Source organism: Proteus sp. Marseille-Q3619 (assembly GCF_965283115.1).
In genome coordinates, this window is the sequence record NZ_CBDIMP010000001.1 from 345805 (window position 1) to 370595 (window position 24791).

Annotated in this window: 24 protein-coding genes; 17 read left to right on the top strand and 7 right to left on the bottom strand. The window is 36.7% G+C overall.

Annotated elements, in window-relative coordinates:
* Nucleotides 1-220 precede the first annotated feature (220 nt).
* From ACWPWK_RS01575 to lhgO, 10 genes are all read left to right on the top strand, one after another.
* The gene (locus ACWPWK_RS01575; protein WP_109372202.1) at nt 221-649 is read left to right on the top strand and encodes a PPC domain-containing DNA-binding protein; all 429 of its coding nucleotides are present in this window, start codon (nt 221-223) and stop codon (nt 647-649) included.
* A 77-nt stretch (nt 650-726) separates the two neighbouring features.
* Nucleotides 727-1308, top strand: coding sequence for an ECF transporter S component (locus tag ACWPWK_RS01580; protein WP_109372201.1), 582 nt, complete (start codon nt 727-729; stop codon nt 1306-1308).
* A gap of 2 nt (nt 1309-1310) precedes the next feature.
* Nucleotides 1311-2012 carry an energy-coupling factor transporter transmembrane component T gene (locus ACWPWK_RS01585; protein ID WP_167392470.1) on the top strand — a complete coding sequence of 234 codons (702 nt, stop codon included), beginning with the start codon at nt 1311-1313 and terminating at the stop codon, nt 2010-2012.
* On the top strand, nt 2006-2848 hold the full coding sequence (locus ACWPWK_RS01590) for an energy-coupling factor ABC transporter ATP-binding protein (protein WP_109372200.1): 843 nt from the start codon (nt 2006-2008) through the stop codon (nt 2846-2848). The genes ACWPWK_RS01585 and ACWPWK_RS01590 overlap by 7 nt, the downstream gene beginning before the upstream one ends.
* Nucleotides 2835-3635: an energy-coupling factor ABC transporter ATP-binding protein gene (locus ACWPWK_RS01595; protein WP_109372199.1), complete on the top strand. Its 801-nt coding sequence runs from the start codon at nt 2835-2837 to the stop codon at nt 3633-3635. The genes ACWPWK_RS01590 and ACWPWK_RS01595 overlap by 14 nt, the downstream gene beginning before the upstream one ends.
* Before the next feature lie 78 nt (nt 3636-3713).
* Entirely contained in the window at nt 3714-4226 is a 513-nt protein-coding gene (locus ACWPWK_RS01600; protein WP_109372197.1) for a DedA family protein, read from the top strand.
* Between the two features lie 387 nt (nt 4227-4613).
* Nucleotides 4614-5648 (top strand): TAXI family TRAP transporter solute-binding subunit, encoded by a 1035-nt coding sequence (locus tag ACWPWK_RS01605; protein ID WP_109372195.1) that lies wholly within the window; start codon nt 4614-4616, stop codon nt 5646-5648.
* Between the two features lie 12 nt (nt 5649-5660).
* Nucleotides 5661-7628 (top strand): TRAP transporter permease, encoded by a 1968-nt coding sequence (locus ACWPWK_RS01610; RefSeq protein WP_109372193.1) that lies wholly within the window; start codon nt 5661-5663, stop codon nt 7626-7628.
* Nucleotides 7629-8342 carry a FadR/GntR family transcriptional regulator gene (locus ACWPWK_RS01615; protein WP_109372191.1) on the top strand — a complete coding sequence of 238 codons (714 nt, stop codon included), beginning with the start codon at nt 7629-7631 and terminating at the stop codon, nt 8340-8342.
* Between the two features lie 15 nt (nt 8343-8357).
* A complete protein-coding gene (lhgO, locus tag ACWPWK_RS01620) occupies nt 8358-9560 on the top strand; it encodes an L-2-hydroxyglutarate oxidase (RefSeq protein ID WP_109372189.1) in 1203 nt (400 codons plus the stop codon).
* A gap of 69 nt (nt 9561-9629) precedes the next feature.
* Here lhgO and ACWPWK_RS01625 read toward each other — a convergent pair whose 3' ends face one another.
* Nucleotides 9630-10508 carry a LysR substrate-binding domain-containing protein gene (locus ACWPWK_RS01625; protein WP_109372187.1) on the bottom strand — a complete coding sequence of 293 codons (879 nt, stop codon included), beginning with the start codon at nt 10506-10508 and terminating at the stop codon, nt 9630-9632.
* Nucleotides 10509-10680: 172 nt separating this feature from the next.
* On the opposite strand from ACWPWK_RS01625, the gene bla reads away from it, so the two are divergent.
* Nucleotides 10681-11577 (top strand): class A beta-lactamase, encoded by an 897-nt coding sequence (bla, locus tag ACWPWK_RS01630; protein WP_109372340.1) that lies wholly within the window; start codon nt 10681-10683, stop codon nt 11575-11577.
* Between the two features lie 506 nt (nt 11578-12083).
* Here bla and ACWPWK_RS01635 read toward each other — a convergent pair.
* Complete coding sequence (locus ACWPWK_RS01635) at nt 12084-12548, bottom strand: Lrp/AsnC family transcriptional regulator (protein ID WP_023582027.1); 465 nt, start codon at nt 12546-12548, stop codon at nt 12084-12086.
* 161 nt (nt 12549-12709) lie between these two features.
* On the opposite strand from ACWPWK_RS01635, the gene ACWPWK_RS01640 reads away from it, so the two are divergent.
* Complete coding sequence (locus tag ACWPWK_RS01640) at nt 12710-13321, top strand: LysE family translocator (protein ID WP_109372185.1); 612 nt, start codon at nt 12710-12712, stop codon at nt 13319-13321.
* A 56-nt stretch (nt 13322-13377) separates the two neighbouring features.
* Here the strand turns inward: ACWPWK_RS01640 and ACWPWK_RS01645 are convergent, their stop codons facing one another.
* Together ACWPWK_RS01645 and ACWPWK_RS01650 are read right to left on the bottom strand one after the other, a co-directional pair.
* Nucleotides 13378-13947, bottom strand: a complete 570-nt coding sequence (locus ACWPWK_RS01645; protein ID WP_109372183.1) for a HutD/Ves family protein — start codon at nt 13945-13947, stop codon at nt 13378-13380.
* A gap of 114 nt (nt 13948-14061) precedes the next feature.
* Nucleotides 14062-15477 carry an aminotransferase-like domain-containing protein gene (locus ACWPWK_RS01650; protein WP_109372182.1) on the bottom strand — a complete coding sequence of 472 codons (1416 nt, stop codon included), beginning with the start codon at nt 15475-15477 and terminating at the stop codon, nt 14062-14064.
* Between the two features lie 136 nt (nt 15478-15613).
* Here ACWPWK_RS01650 and ACWPWK_RS01655 point away from each other — a divergent pair, with 136 nt between their 5' ends.
* The 5 genes from ACWPWK_RS01655 to ACWPWK_RS01675 all read left to right on the top strand — a co-directional run bounded on the left by ACWPWK_RS01655 (nt 15614) and on the right by ACWPWK_RS01675 (nt 20380).
* Entirely contained in the window at nt 15614-16948 is a 1335-nt protein-coding gene (locus ACWPWK_RS01655; RefSeq protein ID WP_109372181.1) for a cytochrome ubiquinol oxidase subunit I, read from the top strand.
* The gene (gene cydB / locus ACWPWK_RS01660; protein ID WP_109372180.1) at nt 16938-17945 is read left to right on the top strand and encodes a cytochrome d ubiquinol oxidase subunit II; all 1008 of its coding nucleotides are present in this window, start codon (nt 16938-16940) and stop codon (nt 17943-17945) included. The genes ACWPWK_RS01655 and cydB overlap by 11 nt, the downstream gene beginning before the upstream one ends.
* Complete coding sequence (locus tag ACWPWK_RS01665) at nt 17926-18087, top strand: DUF2474 domain-containing protein (protein ID WP_109372179.1); 162 nt, start codon at nt 17926-17928, stop codon at nt 18085-18087. The genes cydB and ACWPWK_RS01665 overlap by 20 nt, the downstream gene beginning before the upstream one ends.
* 672 nt (nt 18088-18759) lie before the next feature.
* The gene (locus ACWPWK_RS01670; protein ID WP_109372178.1) at nt 18760-19143 is read left to right on the top strand and encodes a DUF805 domain-containing protein; all 384 of its coding nucleotides are present in this window, start codon (nt 18760-18762) and stop codon (nt 19141-19143) included.
* A gap of 391 nt (nt 19144-19534) precedes the next feature.
* The gene (locus ACWPWK_RS01675; RefSeq protein ID WP_109372177.1) at nt 19535-20380 is read left to right on the top strand and encodes a siderophore-interacting protein; all 846 of its coding nucleotides are present in this window, start codon (nt 19535-19537) and stop codon (nt 20378-20380) included.
* Nucleotides 20381-20468: 88 nt separating this feature from the next.
* Here the strand turns inward: ACWPWK_RS01675 and ACWPWK_RS01680 are convergent, their stop codons facing one another.
* Genes ACWPWK_RS01680 through ACWPWK_RS01690 form a run of 3 tightly spaced genes read right to left on the bottom strand, consistent with a single transcriptional unit; the run spans nt 20469 to nt 24791 of the window.
* Nucleotides 20469-21161, bottom strand: a complete 693-nt coding sequence (locus tag ACWPWK_RS01680; RefSeq protein ID WP_109372175.1) for a fimbrial biogenesis chaperone — start codon at nt 21159-21161, stop codon at nt 20469-20471.
* A 25-nt stretch (nt 21162-21186) separates the two neighbouring features.
* Entirely contained in the window at nt 21187-22266 is a 1080-nt protein-coding gene (locus ACWPWK_RS01685) for a fimbrial protein (protein ID WP_109372173.1), read from the bottom strand.
* Nucleotides 22267-22277: 11 nt separating this feature from the next.
* Nucleotides 22278-24791: a fimbria/pilus outer membrane usher protein gene (locus ACWPWK_RS01690; RefSeq protein WP_244185008.1), complete on the bottom strand. Its 2514-nt coding sequence runs from the start codon at nt 24789-24791 to the stop codon at nt 22278-22280.

Here is a 24791-nt window from a genome sequence, read left to right on the forward strand (position 1 = left end):
TGGAATGCTACTACTTTAGTTAGTAGTACTGATGTTGCATTCCATAGCGATTATAGAGATCAATATTGTAAAATGGAGTTTAAATATAAATTAGGTTATATCCTCTTGTTTATCTTATAAACAGAATAAATTGTATTTACTCTTGTCTAGCCTAATAATAACAACATTTAGAATCATCCAACTCACTAATACAGTGCAATTAATCACAAGGTGAATCATCATGTCACAATTACCACTTCCTTCTTCTCATGCTCGATTTATTGCTCTTCGCCTTCTCCCTAATGAGGATGTGATTATGGCATTACGACAGATGATTAAAGAACAAAACCTGAAATCGGCATTTATTGCAGGTTGTGTGGGTAGTTTAACAGATGTGGTATTACGTTTTGCAGGACGTGAAGAAAATCGCTATCTTACGGGTAAATTTGAAATTGTTTCACTAATTGGAACATTAGATGACCAAGGTGAACATTTGCATTTAGCGGTTTCAGATGAAAATGGATTAATGTGTGGTGGACATATGATGCCAGGTTGTACAGTGCGCACAACGCTAGAACTCGTTATTGGTGAGTTAGAGCAAGTGACTTTTAGCCGTCAGCCTTGTGAACACTCTGGTTATAAGGAGTTGGTCATCACACCGCGTAAATAGCCTTTTTATAAAAAGAGCGTTATTGATGCAAAATAATAAAACCAATAGTCACTATCCTTTGTAAAGGTTTTTAAACTATGTCTACAACTCCTCTAATTTCGAGCCGTACTCTTGTGCTCATTGTTGTTTCTATTGCAATAAATATGATCGGTGGTCAAATCACCTCAATGGTCAAACTTCCTATCTTTTTAGATTCCATCGGTACGCTTATCTGTGCCTTATTAGGTGGTCCATGGGTTGCATTATTTACTGGATTATTAACCAACCTGTTATGGGGATTAATTAGTGGCCCAATGGCTGCTGCATTTGCACCTGTTGCCATGATGATAGGATTAAGTGCAGGTTTATTAGCGCGTGCTGGTGGTTTTCGTTCATTAACTCGAGTTATTGGCTCAGGTATTATTATTACTTTAGCGTTAATGATTGTCGCTGTTCCAATTCGGACTTATTTATTTGGTGGTGCCACAGGCAGTGGCGCAGATTTCTTTGTCGCTTATTTTCATGCGGTTGGTGAAGGGCTTATTGAATCTGTTGCAATTACTGTTTTAGGTGCAAATCTCGCCGATAAAATATTATCAGCAATTATTGCTTGGTTATTAGTACGTCAATTACCACAAAAAACACAACGCAACTTTCCTGCAATGGCTAAGGTTCGCTAATAATGCATCCCTTTACCTCATTGGCATTATGGCTTTGGCTAAGTGCCAGTGTGCTGTTTTTATCATTAAGCTTACCACTGCTGATAATTAGCAGTGGTACTTTTATTAGCTTATTACTTTGGAAAGCCTCTCGCTGGCGTTGGCGCCTTATTGCATGGTTGATGATCCCTATGGCGATAGGCCTATGGTTAGTTCATAGCGGTTGGCTTGCTTATTGGTTAACAGGTGGCATTTTAGATACCAGTAAACAAACTATGGCAATAACGCTATGGCTAAGATTATTAGCAATAATAAGCGGTGCTCAATTGTGGTTGCAGTACACTTCAACCGAACAATTTATTAGGGCCTTATTTGCTAGCCGTCTACCTATGAGTCTTTCCTATTTATTAGCAGGGCCTTTGTTACTTGTCGAACAATTACGCCAACAGTTACACAATATAAGAGAAGCACAATTAGCACGAGGTGTACCTCTTGATGGTTCATTCTGGCAACGTCTAATAACGTTGCCTGCTATTGTCTTGCCACTTATTAGCCATGTATTAAGTGATTTAACTATTCGTAGCGCTGCATTAGATATGCGAGGATTTCGTATTATTGCAAAACGTACCACGCTTTCTCCTCCTGTCGATACACCACTACAAGAGATGTTACGCTATTTTATTTTACTGCTTATCTTTGTTGAAGGAGCTATTTGGCTATGGTAATAAATCTTCAGCAATTTAGTTTTACCCCTAAAGACGATGAGCAACCTATTATTGGCCCTATTGATCTACAATTAAAGCAAGGAGAATGGCTTGTTGTTTTGGGAGGAAATGGCAGTGGAAAAAGCCTTCTTGCCCAACTACTAGCAGGTTGGCATCCCGATTTATTAACAGGCTCAGTGCAAGGCTTGGGAATTGTACAAAATATTGCTCTGGATAAAAGCCGATTAGTGTCACTAGCCCCTGGTAGACAACTCGTTCAACAATCTCCTCAATTACAACTTTCAGGTTGTGCTTTTACAGTAGAGCAAGAGATTGCTTTTGGCCCTGAAAATTTAGGGTTAAGTGATAATGAAGTTCGATTTCGCGTAAAAGAAGCAATGATATTAACGCAATGTGACAGCCTTCGTTTCCGCCACCCTTCTACACTGTCAGGCGGAGAAGCGCAGCGTGTTGTCATTGCAAGCGCCCTTGCCATGCACCCTAAATTATTATTGCTTGATGAAGCATTTAGTCGTTTAACACCAAATGCAACACAACAATTACAGCAACGCATTAAACGGTACGCACAAGAGCACACATGCAGTGTGATTATTTTTGAACGCAATTTATTGCCTGCAATAACACTTAGTGAACAATTTTTATTGTTAGAAGCGGGAAAAACAAAAGCAGCAGGTGCTTTAGAAGATATATTTCCTTTCTTATTTACAACAATTAATGCTCCTGATGCATGGCTAGCTTTAAATTGGTTAGTCGAAAACCATCATTGGAAAAAAAATATTGTAAATAACGATAAAGCTTTACTTAAGGCTTTTAAGGAGTTTTATGTTACAGCTTGATAAAGTGACTTATCGTTGGAGTGAAGATGTTCCACCGTGTATTTCTCAATTATCTTTAACATTAAATCAAGGTGAATGGATAACACTCGTTGGTGATAATGGTGCGGGTAAATCAACACTATTACGTTTAATTGCAGGGTTGTTAACGCCTAATAAAGGTGAGATAAAACTCAATAATCAGTTATTATCTCAAATGAAAGCACAGCAACGTGCTCAATATATTGGTGTATTATTCCAAGAGCCTGAACGACAAATATTTCATAACACCGTAGAAAAAGAAGTTTCTTTTGGCTTGAAACAACGCAAGTTTTCTAAAGAAGAGATTAAAAAACGTTTGGATGAAACATTAATGCTTTGCGGTTTAAGCAATGTCGCTGATGTTCATCCTTTAGATTTACACGCAGGTCAACGTAGAATGGTTGCCGTTGCAAGTTTGAGTATTCTATCCCCCCAAATATTACTACTTGATGAACCGACTCGCGATTTCGATGCACATTGGCTAACATGTTTTGAGAACTGGCTTCAGGTACAAAAAACATTAGGTACATCTGTTCTTGCTATTAGCCATGATCTTGATTTTACGGCACGTCATTTTCAGCGGGTTATCCATTTATCCTCAGGAAAATTAATTGCTGATGGCGCTCCTGAAAATGTATTAATGAGCTCAACGTTGCAATCCCTTTCAGATATACCCGCACCTACGTTATACTCATTAAGTCAGAAATTAAAATTACCAATAAAAAACAGCCCTGTTGAATGGGCTAAAATGTTAATTAAGAATAAATAGAAATCATAATATTAGCTCATAATAATCTTAAGACTTATTTCTATTATTATCATTTATTTTGCTGCTGGAGATAATTAAATGGAAATCTTTCACATGGTATTAAACTCATTGAGTCACTTATCTCCTATTACCCTATTCTTATCTATTATCTTAATCACGGCTGGAAAATCGACCATCGGTATTTCTTCATTTTTACCGCCAGCATCTTTGATGTTGATCTTTATTTTCGGTGCCTGTTTACCACTTTACTCCCCGATATTTCTTTGGTTAGCAACCAGTCTTGGTGCCTTATTAGGTTCAATTTTAAGCTATGAATTGGGGTGTTCAATTTATCGTTTTCCTCGTCTTAAATTGTGGGTTAAGCGTTATCAATCAAAAATAAATCGAGTTCAACAGTTATTAAAAAATAAAACGTACTATATTTTGTTTATTTCTCGATTCTTAGCTGTCTTTCGTTATTTAACACCCTTTAGTGCAGGCTTATTAAAATTGCCTGCTTATGGTATTTATATCACTAGCGCTATTTCTGCATTGGTGTGGTCTGCAATGTTTATTCTAATTGCAACAGGAGTGCTCTCTATTGCATTATAAGAATACTGATTAATCCTTAATTTTACTTATTTTCTTAATTCTCAAACTCATCTATTTTCACTTTTTTTCGCAAAATTATTTAAATTTCTACCAACTTCTCTTTTTTCATTTTATTTTTTATTATCGATAAATAGGCTATTTTTTAGCTCATTTTATCGTTTTCCTAGCAAGTTATTGATATTTTCTTTTGTGTTTTATGACTATCACCATAATTATGATTAAAAATTGCATAATTACTATGTTGATCACAAATTGTTATTTTCTTGTTTTAATTTCATTACGTCACTTCACAATTCTTTAACTTTCTTGTTTTCTATAAAAGTTGTCATGTTGTATACAAGTTAGTGTGAAACATTCACCTGCGTTTTTATGTACAGGAACAACATCATGAGAATAAGAAAAACAAAGCTTGCCATCGGTATTGTTGCTGTTATTGCTGTTGTCTCATTAGCAGTAATCGGCAAAAAAGAGAATGCGAATAAACAATTTCTCTCTGTAGCAACCGCTTCAACAGGAGGAACGTATTATCCGATGGGAGTGGGTTTAGCAAACGTATGGAGTACACATCTTAAGGACAGAGGTGTTCAAGTAACAGGACAATCTTCAGCAGGATCGATAGAAAATATCTATTTAATGCAGAAAAATGAAGCTCAACTTTCAATTTTACAAAGCCTTTTAGCCGTAGAGGCTTATGAAGGGGTACGTAATTTTGAAGGCAAACCAGAAAAAGATCTGCGTTCAATTTCTATGTTATGGCCTAATGTTGAGCACTTTGTTTTAATGGATAACAAAGTAAAAACGGGCACATTAGAAGATATTCGCGCGACTAGCTTTTCTGTGGGCCCTCAAGCCAGTGGCACTGAACAATCCACGATTATTATTCTTCAAGGCGTGAATTTAACTAAAAAAGATATCACACCTGAATATCTTGGATATGGCGATACCGTTTCTGCCATGCGAGATGGCCGCCTTGATGGTGGTGCATTACCTGCTGGGGTGCCAGCTTCTGCGGTAACTGATATGTACGCAAGTGGTGTCAGTGCAAAATTACTCGAAGTCACGGATAAGCAACTTGATGATATCAATCATGTAGCGAATTCATGGTTTCGTTTTGAAATCCCCGCCAACACCTACCCTCGTCAAACTGAAATGGTCAATACGATTGCTCAACCTAATATCTTAATGACCACAACCAGCATTGATAATGATCTAGTTTATGAGTTGACAAAAACCATGTTTGAGAACCTTCCAGAGGTTCACCAAGTTCACAGCGCAGCCAAGTACATCACCACAGAAAATGCATTAAAAGGTGTTTCTGTACCATTACATTTAGGGGCTTACCGCTACTACAAAGAAATCGGATTAGAGATCCCTGATTATCTTATTCCACCAGAAGCTCAAACGCAGACTAATAATAAATAACAGGAGTGAGTTATGACTAACAATGACCACCTAACTCCGGTAGAGCCACCTGCATTAGATAAAGAAGCAAGCTCCGGCAATCGCCAACTTGCAGGTATTTACCTGAAAATTACCACGACTCTTGCAATTTTAATTTCACTTTACGCTATTTATTCCAACGCATTATCAAATACTCAAGAATTTTACCGTAATACTATTTTTCTTAGTGGTATTTTAATTTTAGGCTTTATTTTGTTTCCATTCTCTAAGCGTTTTTCAACGCCTAAATTTAATGGGTGGGATTATCTTTTTATTGCTTTAACATTAATCAGTTATGGATATTTTTTCTTTAATTACGTCGATCTTCATGTTGTAAGAAAAAGTATTCCAAATACTACCGATTATGTCATGGCAATACTGGGTATTATTGTACTGTTTGAAGCAGCAAGAAGAACCACTGGGTATTTCATTCCAGGGCTTGCAACTTTTGCCATTATATATGCTTTATTTGGTCAATATTTTATGGGTATTTTCGGTCATGCCGGATTTTCTGTAGAAAGATTGTTATACCGTTTATTTATGACCAGTGAAGGTATTTTTGGGATCACCCTTTCAACAGCCTCGACAGCGATTGTTGTCTTTATTCTTTTTGGATCGTTCTTAAGTGTCAGTGGCGCAACAGCCCTGTTTAATGACTTAGCACTTGCTCTTGCGGGTCGTCGCCGAGGTGGTCCTGCTCAAGTCGCTGTTATTTCATCTGCATTAACAGGTTCATTAAGTGGAAGTGCTGTCGCCAACGTAGCAACAACGGGGACTTTTACCATTCCTTTAATGAAAAGCATTGGATTAACGCCTCGCTTTGCGGGTGCCGTAGAAGCAACAGCATCAACAGGCGGTATGATAATGCCACCTATTATGGGTGCCGCCGCATTTATTATGGCGGGCTTTTTAGGTATTTCTTATACCACCATTGTTATTGCAGCGATTATTCCAGCGTTGTTATATTACGCAGCTTTAATTATGGCGATTGATATCGAAGCCAAAAAACAAGGATTAAAAGGTTTAAGTAAAGAGAATATTCCACAAGTTAAAGCGGTATTAAAAGCGCGGGGTTTATTATTACTACCTTTAGTTATTGTTATTGGCACCTTATTAGTGGGTAAAACACCTATTTATGCAGGCTTCTTAGGTATTCTGACCATTATTGTCGCAAGTTGGATAACGCCTGATAAATCAGTCCGTATGACATTAACTAAAGTAGCTGACGCCTTAGCGGAAGCGGCTCGTGGATCTGTTCAAGTGACTGTCGCTTGTGCTGCAATCGGTGTCATCATCTGTGTTGTAACAATGACAGGTATCGGTGCAACATTGGCATTCAATATCGTCTCAATGACAGATAACACATTATGGATGATCTTATTAGTCGTTATGCTAGTGTGCATTGTATTAAGTATGGGTTTACCTTCAACGGCGTTATATATTGTCGTAGCCGTTACAGTGTCACCTATCTTAATTAAAGCGGGTGTTATGCCTTTAGCGGCTCACTTCTTTGTTTTCTGGTTCGGAGCTTTATCCAATATTACACCACCCGTAGCATTAGCGAGTTATACCGCGGCCAGTATTGCTAGAGCTGATCCAATGCAAACATCATGGGATGCGGTTCGTTTAGCACTTCCCGGTTTTATTATTCCGTTTATTTTAGTCTATAACCCTGCTTTACTGATGCAAGGTGATAATTTAGGTGTACTTTCAATTGGATTAATGATTATTAGTGCATTAATCGGAATTTATGCACTCAGTATCGCAACGGCAAACTTCTGGATGATTAAAACAACATGGTTTGAGCGTATTGCATTTGCAGCAGCGGCAATTCTAATGATTAAACCGGGCTTATATACCGACCTTTTAGGTGTCGCCTTGATCCTATTAACGGGTGCATTCCATTTATTACGGTCTAAAAAACAGTTAGCCAATATGGAGCATGCATCTGGAGAAAACTAGATGATACAAAAGATCTCACGCCAAAAAGCGTCGCATCAAATTCTTGAGCAGATAAAGCAAAATATTAGTAACGGGACTTACCCTATTGGTGAAAAGTTACCCTCTGAAAATGTACTTGCTGACGCCTTTGGCGTCAGTCGAGTTCCCATCAGAGAAGCATTAGGTGTCTTAGAAGCCAGTGGCATAGTAACTTCACGCCAAGGGGGTGGTCGCCGTGTAATTGACCATTCTATACTCAGTAAATATGAACCATTGGTAATGGAAATTGCTTGCCCTGAAGAGATAGATTCACTGCTAGAAATGCGTGAGGTCATTGAACATGAAGCGGCAGCTATTGCCGCTTTACGTCGAACACCAGAAGAATTACGCGCTATCGAAAACGCCCACGATGCCTTTGTTTTAGCAACAAGACAAAACAAAAGTATTGGTCATAAAGAGGACTATCAATTTCATCGTTCTATTATGGTTGCCTCTCATAACTCTTTTTTTGTCCAGATCTTAGATAACTTACACGAACTCTACCTTGGCGTATTAATGTATTCGCTAAGTAAAAACAAAGGACGAGATACTGAAATTGAGCGAGTGATTGCGGAACATGAGGCAATTGTTGAATCAATACGCCAACAAGATCACGATGAAACAAGCCATAGAATGCGTCTTCATTTAACCAATGTACGTGGCAAATTAAAGCGATTACAACAAGAACCCTGTTAATTTAAAATTTATAAAATGGATAATATTATGGCTTATGACGTGATTATTATTGGTGCGGGATTAGTTGGATTAGGGGTTGCAAGTGCGCTACAAGAGAGTCAACCTGAGCTGAAATTGCTAGTGATTGATAAAGAGTCAGGCCCTGCTGCTCACCAAAGTGGGCATAACAGTAATGTTGTTCATTCAGGTATTTATTACACCCCAGGGAGCCTTAAAGCAAGGCTGGCAAAACAAGGCAACATTACGACATATGCGTTTTGCCAACAACATAATCTCTATTATGATCGTTGTGGCAAAGTTATTGTTGCTACCAATGAAAAAGAGTTAAAAGCGTTAGAAAATATCTATCAACGTGGCATTGAAAACGGGCTTGAAGTTATCAAAATGACTGAGTCTGAACTTAAAGTCAGAGAACCTTATGTCAATGGTATCGCGGCTCTATTAGTTCCTGATGCAGGTATTGTGAATTACCCTGAAATTGCAGCGAAACACGTTGAAATTATTCAATCACGAGGCGGTGAATTTGCATTTGGACAAACGGTGACAGCAATTAATGAAACCGATGATACTGTTACTGTCACAACATCCAATAATCAATTTACAGGTAAATGGTTGATTAATTGCGCCGGCTTATTTAGTGATCGTATTGCTAAAATGGCAGGTTATGACACAGGTATGAAAATAGTCCCATTCCGTGGTGAATATTTTATGCTTAATGCTAATAAAAACTACTTAGTAAACCATCTTATCTACCCTGTTCCTAATCCTGATTTTCCCTTCTTAGGTGTACACTTTACGCGCATGTATAACGGGCATCGTGATGTTGGACCTAACGCAGTATTAGCATTTAAGCGCGAAGGCTATAAAAAAAGCGATATTAACTTAAAAGATCTCACTGAAGTGCTGACTTATAAAGGATTTTGGAAAATTGCTGGAAATTATTTAGGTGAAGGAATGGCAGAGCTTCGCCGCTCATATTCACGTAAATTATTTACTGCAAATGCACAGAAACTCATTCCTGATTTACGTGAAGCAGATATTCATCCAGGTCCTGCGGGTGTTAGAGCCCAAGCGTTAACTCGTGAAGGGAAATTAGTAGATGATTTTCATTTTGTAAAAGGCAAACGCTCGCTGCATGTTTGTAATGCTCCATCACCTGCTGCAACCGCATCTATTGAAATAGGCAGAGAAATAGTAAAAGAGCATTTTTCTTTGTAATTGAAAAAATATATGCAAGTAAAAACAACAAATGGCACTGAGATTAATCAGTGCTTTTTTATTTTTACATCATTCACTGATTTCTTTTAGCGCTTCATTTATTAGCCATTGTTGAAATATTTCCATTGATGCTGTCATTGGCTTTGATTTTAAATATGTTAGCCAATATTTTCCCAATTCAACTTCTATTTTAAAGGGTTGTACTAACTGACCATTTTTAATTTCTCTTGAAAACATTTTTGCTGGTGCTAATGCAACTCCCCCTTCATAAATTGCGCTTTCAATCATTAAGCGTGAAGAGTCAAAAATAGAGCCTGTTATTTTTATCGGCGGCATTTCTGCTTTTTCAAACCATTGTAACCACTCATCTTCTCGATAAGAGCGATATAAGTTTTCATTTATTAAATCTGTCGGATGTTGTAAACGTTTCGCTGTATCTGATGAACATAACACCGTTAATGGCGCAGAAAATAACGCTTTATTATGTGTTAATGGCCATAAACCTTCACCAAATCGAATCGCAAAATCTAATCCTTCAGTAGCCAAATTAACCACATTATTATTTGTTCTTAAATTTAATTCTATTCTTGGATATAACTGCCTAAATTCAGCCAATCTAGGTAATAACCATCCCACAGCAAATGTGCCAACAGCCGCAATTGAAACAACATCGCGATATTCACCACGTTCAAATTGCTTAAATACACGCTCAATATCACTAAAAGCTGTTGTTAACACAGAAAATAAAATCTGGGCATCATCCGTCATTTCTAAGCCACGGGGTAAACGCTTAAAAAGAATAACGCCAAGTCGCTCTTCTAACATTCTCACTTGTTGGCTAACAGCACCTTGAGTGACATACAGCTCTAATGCCGCTTTGGTGAAATTAAGGTGCCTTGCTGAAGCTTCAAATGCACGTAATGCATTTAGGGGAAGATGAGTTTGCATAAATATTTTTAGCCATTAGATTTTCTATAGGCTAAGGTGATTTATTATCGATTGTCAATAAATCAATTAAATAGGATATTGCAGCTCATAAATAAACGGCTCTATATCTACTCAATAACTGTCTATTTATATTGATATTTTCTTTATTAACTTAATATGAGCAACAATGACTATGTTTAAAAAAACATTTCGCCAAAAAGCGACGATTGCAGTTTCATTAATATCTTTATTGGCATCTCCAATGTTATGGGCTAACACCAATAATACGATTGAAGAGCAATTAAGTACGCTTGAAAAATATAGCCAAGGTCGTTTAGGTGTTGCTTTAATCAACACGGAAGATAATTCACAAATAACATACCGCGGTGAAGAACGTTTTGCGATGGCAAGCACAAGTAAGGTCATGGCTGTTGCGGCAGTTTTAAAAGAGAGCGAAAAACAAGCGGGATTATTAGATAAGAATATTACAATTAAAAAATCCGACTTAGTTGCTTACAGCCCTATTACAGAAAAACATTTAGTAACAGGAATGTCTTTAGCTCAATTAAGTGCTGCTACGTTGCAATATAGCGATAATACAGCAATGAATAAAATCTTAGATTATTTAGGCGGTCCAGCCAAAGTCACTCAATTTGCACGTTCAATTAATGATGTAACTTATCGCCTAGATCGTAAAGAGCCTGAATTAAATACAGCAATTCATGGTGATCCTCGTGATACGACTTCTCCAATTGCTATGGCTAAAAGCCTTCAAGCATTGACATTAGGTGACGCATTAGGTCAATCTCAACGTCAACAGCTTGTTACTTGGTTAAAAGGCAATACAACAGGTGATCACAGTATTAAAGCGGGTTTACCAAAACACTGGATTGTTGGGGATAAAACTGGCAGTGGTGATTATGGTACGACTAATGATATCGCTGTTATTTGGCCTAAAAACCATGCGCCATTAATTTTAGTGGTCTATTTCACACAACAAGAACAAGATGCAAAATACCGTAAAGATATTATTGTGAAAGCCACAGAGATTGTAACAAAAGAATTTTCCAATTTATCTCAAAAAAAATAAACTTCTTTATTGATAATCTAAATAGGAAATTAAATATAATAGAGCTAGTTATTAGCTCTATTATTACAAGAGTACACGGAACAATATAAGTAAAATAACTTAAGGATAAAAAATTAGACTGTAATAAATAAGCCTAATATACTTACCTCTATTAAATGGATTTATTTTAAGGAAGTAAGATGTCCGATTTTTTGAATTAATTGGTGAGTTATTATCGTGTGCGGGTCAAATAACTCTTACACAGATCAGACTTTGTATCGTCATTCTTACAATATTAATGTTAATTATCTTCTCTTTATGTACTTGGTCATTTGATATCTATTTTGTTGGTGCATCATTATTTATTTGTATGTTGCTTTATACACCAGAAATATATCGTTTTATTAAAAGCTGGATAATTTAACTTATAGTTATAAAAAAGCCTCCGTTAACTTTAACTAGAGGCTTTCTTGACTAAGAATATCGTGTGATAATTTAAAATCAACTAAACCTAACTGTTTAGAAAATTAAAGTGGCAAAGCAAAACTCACTTTTACCGTTTCCATTGGTACTTCTGTTTTTATACTTTGGATGCTTGGAATTTGTGTTAAATAATCGGCATGGAAGCGACGATACGTTGCTAAATCTTTCGTCACAATTCGAATTAGCGCATCGCATTCGCCTGCCATTAAATGACACTCAACCACTTCAGGTAATACCTTGATAGCCTTTACAAATTCTTCAATAGTTTCAGCATCTTGTGCTCTAAACCAAATTCTTGCAAATAAAGATAACCCTGCATCAACCTTACTACCATCTAATACAGCAACATAACGAGTGATCACACCAGATTCTTCAAGTAAACGCACGCGACGAAGACAAGGAGAAGGTGAGAGTCCAACCTCTTTTGCCAGCTCAATGTTCTGGATTTTGCCATCACGCTGAAGCACCTGCAAAATATGTTTATCTATTTTATCTAATTTTATTGACATCAAAGATTAACCTTAATTCTATTTGTGGAATTTTATTGCCAATTAATTCTTTTTGTTAGCAACAAAGCAACCCGATTTTTTCGAAAACATCATATAATCTTTCCGCTAAATTTCACAGCAAAAACGATATTTCTCTTAAACTATCTCTATCAGGTAAAAAGATGGAATTTAACACTTTATTATTATTCGCACTAACGGTTCTACCGCTTATCTGCACACCTGGGCCCGATATTCTTTTTATCTCATCTCAAGGACTATCAGGCGGTATGAAATCTGCATGGGTTGCCAACGCTGGCGTTATATCAGGCTATTTAACCCATGCATTACTGAGCGCATTAGGGCTTGCCGCCTTAGTGTCAGCATCACCCATTTTATTTCATTTACTCAAATGGGTTGGTGTGTTTTATATCAGTTATCTTGCAGTCAAAATGTTGATATCCGCCTGCAAAAAAGGTCAATTAGCCCTCGATGCCTCAAAAACCTCACACTTATTTCGTAAAGGTTTTTTAACCAGTTTTCTTAATCCTAAAGGGCTATTAGTTTATCTCGCTATTTTACCAAACTTTATTGATAATCATAATGATATCGCAACACAATCATTGCTGTTATCTGGGATATTTATCACGACTTGCTTAATTATTTATGGTTTGCTCGGCACATTTTTTGCCTATATTGGCTTAAAAGGCGGTTTAAGTGAAAAACGTCGCCGCTATAACGATGGCATTGCGGGTGGATTACTCACATTAGCGGCAATTAATCTGGCTTTAAATTAGCCTTAATCCTAAGCACTATTTATTATTCTAATCAGAATTTGACCACAAGAATGCCTCTATTTAAGTGGTCGAATATCTGCCCATAATAATTGACAATTCGCGGTTAACGGTCTTATTTCACCTTCTCGAATATCAGGTAACCACCAAGCCCCCTGTCCTTTTGATATACTCTGACAAGTAGCGCCAATTAACGTCCATTCACCTTGGGTGACATAAATTAATCCTGCATGAGAACTAGGTAAAATAAGCGGTTGTGTTATTAAGGTCGTCTCTGCTTTCCAACATGTCCGACGCACCATAATATTTAGACATTTTACGCTGCCTTTAATAAGTTCAGATTTAACAGGAATATCACCTGAAAAATCAAAAGGCTGATAAAAGTCAGTAACGGAATGATTAAGAAAACCAGGGCTATTTAAATTGATGCCATTACCTTCTAATAGCACTATTTGCCGTTCAATGTCAGGAAACTGTCCTAATGAGCTATTCTCTTCGATAGAGGTTAAACACGCTCGCCATGAAAAATCATTATTAACTGGCCAGCACACAATTTCTTGCGTTGTGCCTTTTTGATTATTCCATGATATAAACGGTAACTCTTGTTGATCAAAACAACGTAGCTTCATTGTATCCTCCTTCAATATCTGGCTATCAGTCTGATAATGAGGTTAAGGATCAATCATTGGAGATTACCGTCAATAAATCAATAGTTAACTTTTAAAAATGTGCGCTGACGTCAGCTATTTACGTCGTAATTTTCTGCACCCTTCTCCAATAATTTCCATTCCTTTTTCAGTACGACTATTCCATTGAAAAGAAGAGTTTAAGCGAAATGCATGATTAAATTGAGAGCTGGTGGAAAACATTGAACCTGGCGCAATACTGACACCTCTCTCTAATGCAAAATGATAGAGTTTATTCGCATCAAATGTTGATTCAAATTCTAACCAGAGAAAATATCCTCCTGATGGAATATTCACTTTTACATCTTCTGATAAATGCGTTTGTATCGCTTGTAACATACGATAACGCCTTTGTTCTAATAATAATCTTAATCGGCGAAGATGCGTATCATAGCCACCTTGTGACAAATAATCGGCAATAGCTTGTTGTGTTGGCATACTCGCAGATACTGTACTCATCATTTGCAACTGCTGTATTTTTGTTGCATGTTTTCCAGCTGCAACCCAACCCACACGAAATCCCGGTGCAAGGCATTTAGAAAAAGAAGCGCAATGTAAAACGCTATTTGTTTTATCAAAACCTTTTACTGGCATAGGTGCTTTCTGGCTGTTATAGAGTTCGCCATAGACATCGTCTTCGATTAGCGTTATCTGTTTCTTCGCTAATATATCCACCAGCTTTATTTTATTTTCATCAGGAATTGTTCCACCTAATGGATTTTGACAATGACTCATCAACCAACAGGCTTTAATATCGTATTGCTCAACCACTTTTTCGAGTTCATCTAAACAAATTCCTGTTACTGGGTCTGTTCTAATGGCAATCGCTTTTAATCGTAAACGCTCAATGGCTTGTAATGCACCATAAAATGCAGGTGATTCAATCACGACCCAGTCACCCGGTTCGGTAACGGCTTGCAAACTAAAACTGAGTGATTCCATTGCACCAGCAGTAATCACAATTTCATCTGGAGAGACATGAATTCCTTGTAATGCATAGCGTTGTGCAATGTTACGGCGTAACTTTTCATTTCCCGGTGGTAGATTGATCACTGAACTCTGAGGCGCTAAATGCCTTGCAGCAGAAGCCAATGCGCTACTTAATTTAGGCTGAATAAATAGGCTGGGATCGGGGAAAGCGGAACCAAAAGGAATAATTTCAGGATCTTTACATGCTTGAAGTACATTGAAAATAGAGGTGCTAATTTCAACATTTTCACTCATGTGTAGCCCTTTGCTAGCGGTTACTTGACCGAAACGGTTATTACGATGTGCAACGTAATAACCTGATTGTGGCCGCGCTGTTATCCATCCTTGGCTTTCTAATAACTGGTACGATTGTAAAACAGTCATTAAACTTAAACCTGATTGTTTCACCGTATCCCGCAATGAAGGTAAACGGTCGCCAGATTGCCAGATATTATCTTCAATTTGTTGGCGTATTTGCGATGCAAGCTGTTCATATCGAGTCATATAAAACTGTTTACCTCAAAACTGTTATAGTCATTTTTAAACTTATTGTCACTATTATAGCTTACTGTCATATGGTCTACTAATCCACACGTTTTACCTGCAATTTACATTTTTATATCAATAAAACGAGGTTTTTATGCTTGGGTTAAGTGCCTTTGATTTGGCGCGTATCCAGTTTGCGTTCACAGTTTCTTTCCATATTATCTTTCCTGCAATTACTATCGGACTGGCTAGCTTTTTAGCCGTATTGGAAGGTTTATGGTTAAAAACTCGCAATAAGGATTATTTAGCGCTATTCCATTTTTGGTCAAAAATATTCGCTGTCAACTTTGCTATGGGCGTTGTCTCTGGTTTGGTTATGGCCTATCAATTTGGAACCAACTGGAGCTTTTTCTCTGATTTTGCTGGCTCAATTACAGGCCCTCTACTCACTTATGAAGTACTTACCGCATTCTTTTTAGAAGCCGGTTTCTTAGGTGTGATGCTGTTTGGCTGGAATAAAGTAGGCGAAAAACTTCACTTTTTCGCAACCTGTATGGTGGCATTAGGTACATTAATGTCTACGTTTTGGATCTTGGCTTCAAATAGCTGGATGCAAACACCGCAAGGATTTGAAATTATAAATAACCAAGTCGTTCCCGTAGATTGGGTAGCCGTTATTTTTAACCCATCATTCCCTTATCGCCTTGCTCATATGGGTGTTGCCGCTTTCCTCGCTTCTGCCTTCTTTATTGCTGCATCTGCTTCATGGCATCTGCTCAAAGGTCATAAGACATCTGCAATGAAAAAGATGCTTTCAATGTCTTTATGGATGATCTTAATTTTAGCACCAATTCAAGCACTCATTGGCGATGTCCATGGTTTAAATACCTTAAAACATCAACCCGCTAAAATTGCCGCAATTGAAGGTCACTGGGAAAATGAACCAGGAGAAGCAACACCGTTAATTCTCTTCGGCGTGCCTGATATGGATGCTGAAGAAACAAAATATAAGATAGAAATTCCTTATCTTGGCAGCATGATCTTAACTCACAGCTTAGAAAAACAAATTCCAGCATTAAAAGAGTTTCCTAAAGAAGACCGACCGAACTCACTTATCGTTTTCTGGTCTTTCCGCGTTATGGTTGGTCTGGGTATGTTAATGATTTTAGTGGGTGTATGGGGAACTTGGCTGCGATATAAAAAGAAACTTTATGAATCTAAAGCTTTCTTACGCTTAACTTTTTTAATGGCACCTTCAGGTCTTATCGCTATTCTTGCCGGTTGGTTTACAACAGAAGTAGGACGTCAACCTTGGGTTGTTTATGGCATACAACGAACACAAGATGCCGTATCTGCACATGGTGAAATGCATATGAGTATAAGCCTGCTGATCTTCTTAGTTGTTTATGGCTCTGTATTCGGTGTTGGATATGCCTATATGTTAAAACTGATCCGTAAAGGTACACCGGAGGTTCATCATGGGAATTGATTTACCAGTTATTTGGTTCATCATTATCGTATTTAGTACTTTAATGTATATCGTAATGGATGGTTTCGATCTTGGTATCGGTATGCTTTATCCATTTATTAAAAGTGACCAAGATCGTGACTTAATGATGAATACTGTTGCCCCTGTATGGGATGGTAACGAAACATGGTTAGTCCTAGGTGGAGCTTCATTATTTGGTGCCTTCCCATTAGCTTACTCGGTTATTCTTGATGCCTTGGCAATGCCTTTAACCTTAATGCTTGTCGCATTAATTTTCCGTGGTGTCGCTTTTGAATTTCGTTTTAAAGCAGATGACAGTCATAAAGGCTTTTGGGATAAAGCATTTATCTTTGGCTCTATCTTAGCCACCTTTATGCAAGGTGTTGTCGTGGGTAGCGTTGTTCAAGGTTTGCCGGTTGTTAATCGCACCTTTGCGGGTAGCTATTTTGACTGGTTATCCCCTTTTGCACTCTTTTGTGGATTTGGATTAGTTATCGCCTATTCATTATTAGGATGTGGCTGGCTGATTATGAAAACCGAAGGTCATTTACAACAGAGTCTATATAAGGTCGCTAAACCTCTCACACTCATTATGCTTGCAGTCATTGCAGCCGTCAGTGCATGGACACCATTAGCGCAACCTGCAATTGCTGAACGTTGGTTCACATTACCAAATCTGTTCTTCTTTTTACCTGTTCCTCTTTTAGTGTTGTACAGCACTTGGTTAATTTTACGCTCAGTGAAAAAACAAGGACATTACCTTCCTTTCTTTGGTGCGCTAGCTTTAATTTTCTTAGGCTTTGCAGGATTAGGGATAAGCATTTGGCCTAACATTATTCCACCTGCAATTAGTTTTGTAGAAGCATCTGCACCACCAGAAAGTCAAGGATTTATGCTAGTTGGCGCATTGTTTATTATTCCAATTATTCTCGTTTACACATTCTGGAGTTATTACGTTTTCAGAGGAAAAACAAATTATGAAGAAGGTTATCACTGATCCACAAATACAAAGTAAACCCTCATTATTAAAAAAATGGGGATGGTTGATTACAATTTGGTTTTGTAGTGTTTTAGCCTTATTTGCTGTGTCTTCCCTCTTCCGTTTTTTAATGACGTTAGCCGGAATGAAAGTCAAGTAAAGGCAAAGTACATACAGCAATATAATTAACTAGCGCCGAATACGGTAAGCTATAAAATAGAAATGAAGTAAATAAAGAGCTGAAGTTATCTTCAGCTCTTTTATCTTTATTTAAGATCGTGGGTTACCGTTTAATGTCATTAAAACTTAACCTATTCTTATTAGATTGCTCTTTTAACAGCTAATTTCATATAAATAATTTTTTTATAAAAGAAAATACAAAAACAAATATTTTTATTCTTCCATGATTAACTAAATTTAAATCAAACTCCTTGATAAAATCATTTTAAATACATCATTTTTGATTAACAATAAGAGATAAAATCTTTTTTATGCATGTATTACGATAAATAAAAATATAAATAATCCTATAAAAAGCCTTCTTCTCTAGAAATAAGATAGAATGAATGTTGAATTAGGCTTCCAAAGTAATTATGATATCGCCGCCTAGAGGATCCATATCTGTATTATTCTATAGAGACACGCTAAATGTGTCATTCAGGTATGCTCATATGATTAACTCAAGAATTAAATCCACACCCTATTAAAAGTGTGGATATGGATAATGTCTGTTCAAAATACATATTTTGATAATTTAGATTTATCTTAATTGCTAAGAAAGATCTCTTACACTAGGCTTACGTATTGTTGCTACTAAATTAAGGATGAAGTCATGAATTGGTATTTGGAAGTCATTAAAAATAATTACGCTAACTTTTCAGGCCGTGCTCGCAGAAAAGAATATTGGATGTTTACTCTAGTAAATACCATTATTATTGCTGTTCTATACGCTATTTTAATTTCATCAGTAGATATGAATACAGGTGAAATGAGTTCACTGGGTTCAATTGCAGGCATTATTATAGGTATTTATTCTTTAGCTATCATCGTGCCTAGCCTTGCAGTGACTATTCGTCGTTTCCACGATCAAGATAAATCAGGTTGGATGTTCTTACTTGCATTTATTCCTGCTGTTGGTGGATTAATTGTTTTTGTCTTTATGTGCCTTGAAGGTACTAAAGGTGACAACAGATTTGGTCCAGATCCAAAAGCTTAATCTAGTACTGAATTAATATGACAATACAGTGAGTATACCTTTATTAAGTTTACTCACTGTATTAATTGATTTTCCTACCTTTGTTACAACCATCTGAAAATATTCCTTCGTTAAAAAAAGAACACCAATTCACCTCCCTCCGTATTGTAATTTAGTATTTTTATTTATCTCTGACTTTTTAATTAATGCCTTAGAGTTATTACATTAAGCTTATTGCATTGATTTTTAAGTTTTTTTCTTTATTGTTAATTTGAACCTAATCACTAGACATAAGTAAAAAACACGCATTCCTTTACTAAATCAACGTTAATTTTGATAATGACTATCATTATTAATTGAAAATGATAATATCTACGCCAATAAAACAATTAAATGAGTCAGGTAAAAAAACGTGAGTAACAAAAAAACACCTCAAGAAAAGAGTATTTATAAACCAGCACCTCCTCGCCTAGTTCAAGTAAAGCGCATTACTGATGTTACACCGGGAATGCGTTGTATCACCTTTACGAGTGATGATTTAGATACTTACCCAACAGATACTGCGGGGGCACATTTAAAAATATTCTTACCTTTAGAAGGCCAAGTTAAACCAACAGTCCCAGGGTTTTCTGAAAAAGGCCCTAAATGGCCTGAAGGCGAACCAAGATCGATTGTACGTACTTATAGTGTTCGCGCTATTCGCCCTGAACAAAAAGAGTTAGATATTGAATTTGCAGTACATAACGATGCAGGCCCTGCTATTCATTTTGCGCTAAATGCTAAGCAAGGCGACTATATTGGGATCACTAATCCAGGTGGCCCTGAGCCTTTATTAGCACCAGCGTCACATTACTATATGGCAGCAGATCCAAGTTCATTACCTGCTTTAATGGCTTTAATTGAAGCCATGCAGCCTAATGTTGAAGGGAAAGTCGTTATACGAGTAGAAGACGAAACGCATCGCCAAGAAATTAAACGTCCTAGTGGCTTAGAGATAATCTGGTTAATTGGTTCTGTTGAAGAACAAACTCAAAACTTAATTAATGAATTTATGTCTTGGGAATTACCTGCTGAAAATGTGGCATTTTGGATTGCAGGTGAAGACAAAATTATTCGTGCATTAAGACGCCATATTCGTCGTGATAATGGTTACGATCGTAGCTTGATTTATGCCGTTCCTTATTGGCGTTTTGGTTATGACGAAGAAGGCTATCACGCTGAACGTCACCATGTTATGGATAACGAAGACGTAAGCTAAGCGATAAATTAAAGACTAAGCGTTGGCTGTACAGGCTGCATATTAACTCCCTTAATAATATGCAGCCTTTCTTATTATTCAAATATAATTAATGTATATTCTTCTTATCTTGTTGATAATTTCCATCATCATCTATATAGATAACAGTAATTACTTGGTTCATATCAGCTTGCTTTTGATATTGAATGTGCTGCTTTGCAAAAGGAGCAACCATAATGGCATTTGTTAAAAGCTCTTCTTTATCATCAAAATAAATCTTTGAAATTGTAAAGTAATAAGCTGTAGGATTATTTATTTCTAAATATTCGCCATTATGAGTTATCCCTATTTTTTTAAAAACGTCCTCGGTGGTTAACTTAAGTTGTGCTGGACGATAAAAAAGTTTAATTCGTGTTTGCAATGCTAATTGTAATGTACTGAGGTTTTCTTTATTTTCTGGTTTAGGTGCAATATCTAATACATTTAAATAAAAAATAGATTCTCTATCTTTGGGTAACCGGTTTTCTAATTGTTGTATTTTTAATTGTAATCCACCATTTGCAGTTATTTTTGCCATAGGTGGAATAACAATAAAAGGTGCTGTTGTCGTTTCTGGTGTGGACGCAATATTCCCTTCATCTACCCAACTCTGTATTAATGTCGGCTGTTCACTTCGATTAAAAACTTGCAACGATATTATCGATTTATTGGTAGAAAGTATTAAACGAGTGCGCTCAAGTACCACACTTGCATGAGTAAAATGTGTTATCAACGTGAATAATAGAATTAAAACACCTTTCATTTTCGCTTCCATTTTTTATGGCTTATTAATCGTAAGACATTACAAGTGTTGCCGCACTTGTCATTTTTCCTTGAGTTACTGAATTAATATTATAAGGATAATAATAAGCGCCCATATTTATCGAAAATGCAGAGGATATGGTGCCACCTTGATTAACACTAAAAATACTAGTCGCACTACCTTGTGTATTAATATTGTCAGATAAAATAAGCGGGCTTGCGGTGTTATCACTTTTTACGACACGGAACCCGACACCATTCGCACCTTGCGTTGTTGTGTTGGTTAATACGGTTTTATCCGTTGCCAATAAATTTTGGCTTGATAAAAACATATTAATATTACGTGATGCTTTTGAACCGCTCAAAAAATCTTGGCAAGTAAAGTTTAATGTAAAAGGGGTATATCCTGCTTTATCTACCGTTTTTGCATCTTTTACGCTAATTAACGGCAATGAAACAATTAAACCTGCATTAGAAAAATTACATGTTGTCATTACAGGATTATATGTAATTTGCATCGGCTGTAAGAAAATATCGTTTTGATCAACCGGCCACTGCCACGTTAATAAAAATTGAACTAATTTAGTGACAATAGTCAATAACCATTGAACAAGCCCCAAACTTGATGCATCAGAGGCTAAAATAACGGGTGTAACAATTGCTGTACTGCCACTGACTTCAGTGTAGTTGGTCGAAGGTTTACTACTTAATAACGTAAATTTCAATGTAAAGTTAGTATCTAAATCTGAAGCAGGATGTGTTCCCGCTGGAATATTCGTTACGTTATCTTTTTCTAATGACGTTAACGTAATAGAAACAAACTGCTTACCACCATTAAAACCAATTGTTCCCGTCCGTCCATCATTAAAAGGTGAGGCGATACCCACTGTATTAGGAAATAATAATCCTCTTGCTGTACATTTATATGTACCTGGAAATGTTGTTCTACTCGATTTTGTGATCGTTGTTGAAGTACTATTTAAATCCGCAGATAAATCAAAATTAACGTTGGGTGCAGTAATAGTGCTATCGGGTTTACAGTTAGCGATTGCCTGATGGCTTATTGTTCCTAATAGCATTAAAAATATAAAGGCAGATGATTTCATAAGACTTTCCTTTATCGACAGATATTACTATTTTTATCCATCGTATTAACTAAATGATTAATCACACACTCTGTTTTTCCTGCCTCATTTAATTTAATTGAGACAGAAGAAGGTAACGCATCACTTTTTAAATAAAGTACACTCGATTGCCCAACATAACCGATACTCTGTTTCTTATTATTTAAAACTTCAGTACCAAAAGGTAAGCTTTCATCATTTTCTAAAGAAGCTCTGATAATGAACGTTTTACGCTGATCCGTGGTTAATGTGAGATGATTAACAGCACCTAAATAAGGCGTAACATGCGTTATATTTCCTAAAACTTCTGCATTCGATGGGTATTCTGTATTTGTTAATATATAAGTATTCGTTCGATAAGGGATCGTATTCGCGACTAAAACAACACCTTGATTATTGGTTAATGTCGATTTATTCCCATTAACCATCATATTATTCGCCATAGGCGCTTCAATAATAGTATAAGTTTTTCCAGTATCCCCAGAAAATGCAATATGACTAGGTATAGCAACAATAGTTCCTCGGGTTCCCAGTCCACCTTGACGATAATTATTTGCTTCAGTATAAGAGGCAGATAAAGTGCTATAAGGATGGCGATAGCTCACATTAGCACCGACTAAATTATTCCCACCCGTCTGATTAGAGCCTGTTAAGGTATAATTAACCAAGTCATCTTTACCTGCTGTTCCGCTCATACTCAATGTAGATTGCTGATAGCGTGAATCAGTGGCATAAACCGAAGTATTAATATTTGCTCTTTTATCAAAGAATGAAATGGGCACACTGACATTTAAATAATAACGAGTTTCTTCTTTATTATCGTAATTTCTTAATTTTGATACCGAAAGATTATAAGCAATATCTTTATAGTTATTTGAGTAACCTAGTTGATACTCTCGATTACTCTCATCAGTATTCCAATAATTTCGATGCGTTCCTGAAAGGAAAATAACACCTCGCTGGCCGCCTAAATATTGATTAAGGTTTATGGTAAACGTATTTTTTGCTCTAGAGCCGCGTAGTGCATCAAATGTTGTGAGATCCAAATCAGATGCAGCATTATTATTTCCCTGCTGTTGAGCAAGATCATTTTGATAATCTTTCCAAGCTTGGTAATTATCATGAGAGTAAATTGAGTCCACAAAGCTATAATAATCACGGGTAGAGTAACGATAAGCCGCCAGTGTTAAATTAGTTAGTGTGGCATCCATATATTTGCTATATGCAAGACGAAAACTTTGCCCTGTTTTTTTGCCTGTTTGTAGATCTGCACTTGCATGAGTTATATCGGCTGAAATCGCCCCAAATTTGAAATTCCAACCGCTACCAATCAATGCCGAATAATAGTCTTCACTGGCAATTCCCCCTGCATAAAGCGTAACAAGGTTATTGACACCATAATGGAATTCACCTTGTGCAAATTTAGGTCGATAATCAGTATTATTAATACGTGACTCCCCCACCATCACGTTATAGCGATATACACCTTCTTTTAGCATATCGGGAACGGCTGAAAATGGCACAGTAAATGACTCTCTTCTGCCATCCGCTTCTTGAACCACCACTAACAGATCACCACCACCAGCTGTTGGCTGAATATCACGAAAAGAAAATTCACCAGGGGGCACATTTTCCTGAAAAACTAAGTTTTCGTTTTGATAAACACTCACTAATGCGTTTGTTTGTGCAACACCACGAATAATAGGTGCAAACCCTTGACTTGAATTAGGTAGCATTCCCATTTCGGTCGCCAATGAAGCGCCTCTAAATGAAATACTGGTAAAGAGTGCGGCTGGTGTATAAAAATCACCTATCGTTAATCCTGCTGTTATCTGGCTTAATGCTTTATAGATATAGCGAGTATTATTTTTCCATTGGCTTTTACCATGAGAATAATAAGTATAGTTAGACTCGTCTCTAAACTGCCATGCCCCTAAGTTAATTCCTGAATTAATATTGGCAAAAAAGCTCTCGTTATTACTTTTATTTCCTTTTTTTTCTTTGTAATTATAGTAATTTAAGTTGTAAGACAAAATCAGAGCTGAAATACCCTGTTCCCAATAACTGGGATCAACATATCCCACTTCTGATTGTTTAACAGAAATCTGAGGTGCTGTGATATCCAGCCTTAATCTATTAATATCTAATGTTGAAGCAACTCCCGTCGCCAATTCATTGGATAAAATTGTTTTTTGCTGTGCTATTTTTTGCTTTGCCGACAAAGATAAATTTAAACCTAGCTTATTCACATCATCCGACTCAAAACTAATCCCCGCATTATTCCCTAGCACATTGACTTCAAATTGCCCTTTCCACACCTGATTGACATACACATCAACAAGTTGCTTTCCTTCAGGTACTTTATCATCAATATAAAATCGTGAAATATCGCCATGCTTTGATTTTCCAACTAATAAAGATGTGTCAAATCCCTCTGCATACAGATTTTGAGTATAATTTTGTATTCCTAAAAAAATAAGAACCGAGAGGTATTTTGAATTATTCAC

Excerpts from the sequence above, each read along its gene's own strand:
- ACWPWK_RS01670 (WP_109372178.1), top strand. The coding sequence starts at position 18,760 with ATGAATTGGTATTTGGAAGTCATTAAAAATAATTACGCTAACTTTTCA.
- ACWPWK_RS01590 (WP_109372200.1), top strand. The coding sequence starts at position 2,006 with ATGGTAATAAATCTTCAGCAATTTAGTTTTACCCCTAAAGACGATGAG.
- bla (WP_109372340.1), top strand. The coding sequence starts at position 10,681 with ATGTTTAAAAAAACATTTCGCCAAAAAGCGACGATTGCAGTTTCATTA.
- ACWPWK_RS01580 (WP_109372201.1), top strand. The coding sequence starts at position 727 with ATGTCTACAACTCCTCTAATTTCGAGCCGTACTCTTGTGCTCATTGTT.
- ACWPWK_RS01610 (WP_109372193.1), top strand. The coding sequence starts at position 5,661 with ATGACTAACAATGACCACCTAACTCCGGTAGAGCCACCTGCATTAGAT.
- ACWPWK_RS01650 (WP_109372182.1), bottom strand. The coding sequence starts at position 15,477 with ATGACTCGATATGAACAGCTTGCATCGCAAATACGCCAACAAATTGAA.
- ACWPWK_RS01625 (WP_109372187.1), bottom strand. The coding sequence starts at position 10,508 with ATGCAAACTCATCTTCCCCTAAATGCATTACGTGCATTTGAAGCTTCA.
- ACWPWK_RS01680 (WP_109372175.1), bottom strand. The coding sequence starts at position 21,161 with ATGAAAGGTGTTTTAATTCTATTATTCACGTTGATAACACATTTTACT.
- ACWPWK_RS01595 (WP_109372199.1), top strand. The coding sequence starts at position 2,835 with ATGTTACAGCTTGATAAAGTGACTTATCGTTGGAGTGAAGATGTTCCA.
- cydB (WP_109372180.1), top strand. The coding sequence starts at position 16,938 with ATGGGAATTGATTTACCAGTTATTTGGTTCATCATTATCGTATTTAGT.
- ACWPWK_RS01655 (WP_109372181.1), top strand. The coding sequence starts at position 15,614 with ATGCTTGGGTTAAGTGCCTTTGATTTGGCGCGTATCCAGTTTGCGTTC.
- lhgO (WP_109372189.1), top strand. The coding sequence starts at position 8,358 with ATGGATAATATTATGGCTTATGACGTGATTATTATTGGTGCGGGATTA.
- ACWPWK_RS01605 (WP_109372195.1), top strand. The coding sequence starts at position 4,614 with ATGAGAATAAGAAAAACAAAGCTTGCCATCGGTATTGTTGCTGTTATT.
- ACWPWK_RS01635 (WP_023582027.1), bottom strand. The coding sequence starts at position 12,548 with ATGTCAATAAAATTAGATAAAATAGATAAACATATTTTGCAGGTGCTT.
- ACWPWK_RS01665 (WP_109372179.1), top strand. The coding sequence starts at position 17,926 with ATGAAGAAGGTTATCACTGATCCACAAATACAAAGTAAACCCTCATTA.
- ACWPWK_RS01615 (WP_109372191.1), top strand. The coding sequence starts at position 7,629 with ATGATACAAAAGATCTCACGCCAAAAAGCGTCGCATCAAATTCTTGAG.
- ACWPWK_RS01585 (WP_167392470.1), top strand. The coding sequence starts at position 1,311 with ATGCATCCCTTTACCTCATTGGCATTATGGCTTTGGCTAAGTGCCAGT.
- ACWPWK_RS01645 (WP_109372183.1), bottom strand. The coding sequence starts at position 13,947 with ATGAAGCTACGTTGTTTTGATCAACAAGAGTTACCGTTTATATCATGG.
- ACWPWK_RS01640 (WP_109372185.1), top strand. The coding sequence starts at position 12,710 with ATGGAATTTAACACTTTATTATTATTCGCACTAACGGTTCTACCGCTT.
- ACWPWK_RS01685 (WP_109372173.1), bottom strand. The coding sequence starts at position 22,266 with ATGAAATCATCTGCCTTTATATTTTTAATGCTATTAGGAACAATAAGC.
- ACWPWK_RS01600 (WP_109372197.1), top strand. The coding sequence starts at position 3,714 with ATGGAAATCTTTCACATGGTATTAAACTCATTGAGTCACTTATCTCCT.
- ACWPWK_RS01575 (WP_109372202.1), top strand. The coding sequence starts at position 221 with ATGTCACAATTACCACTTCCTTCTTCTCATGCTCGATTTATTGCTCTT.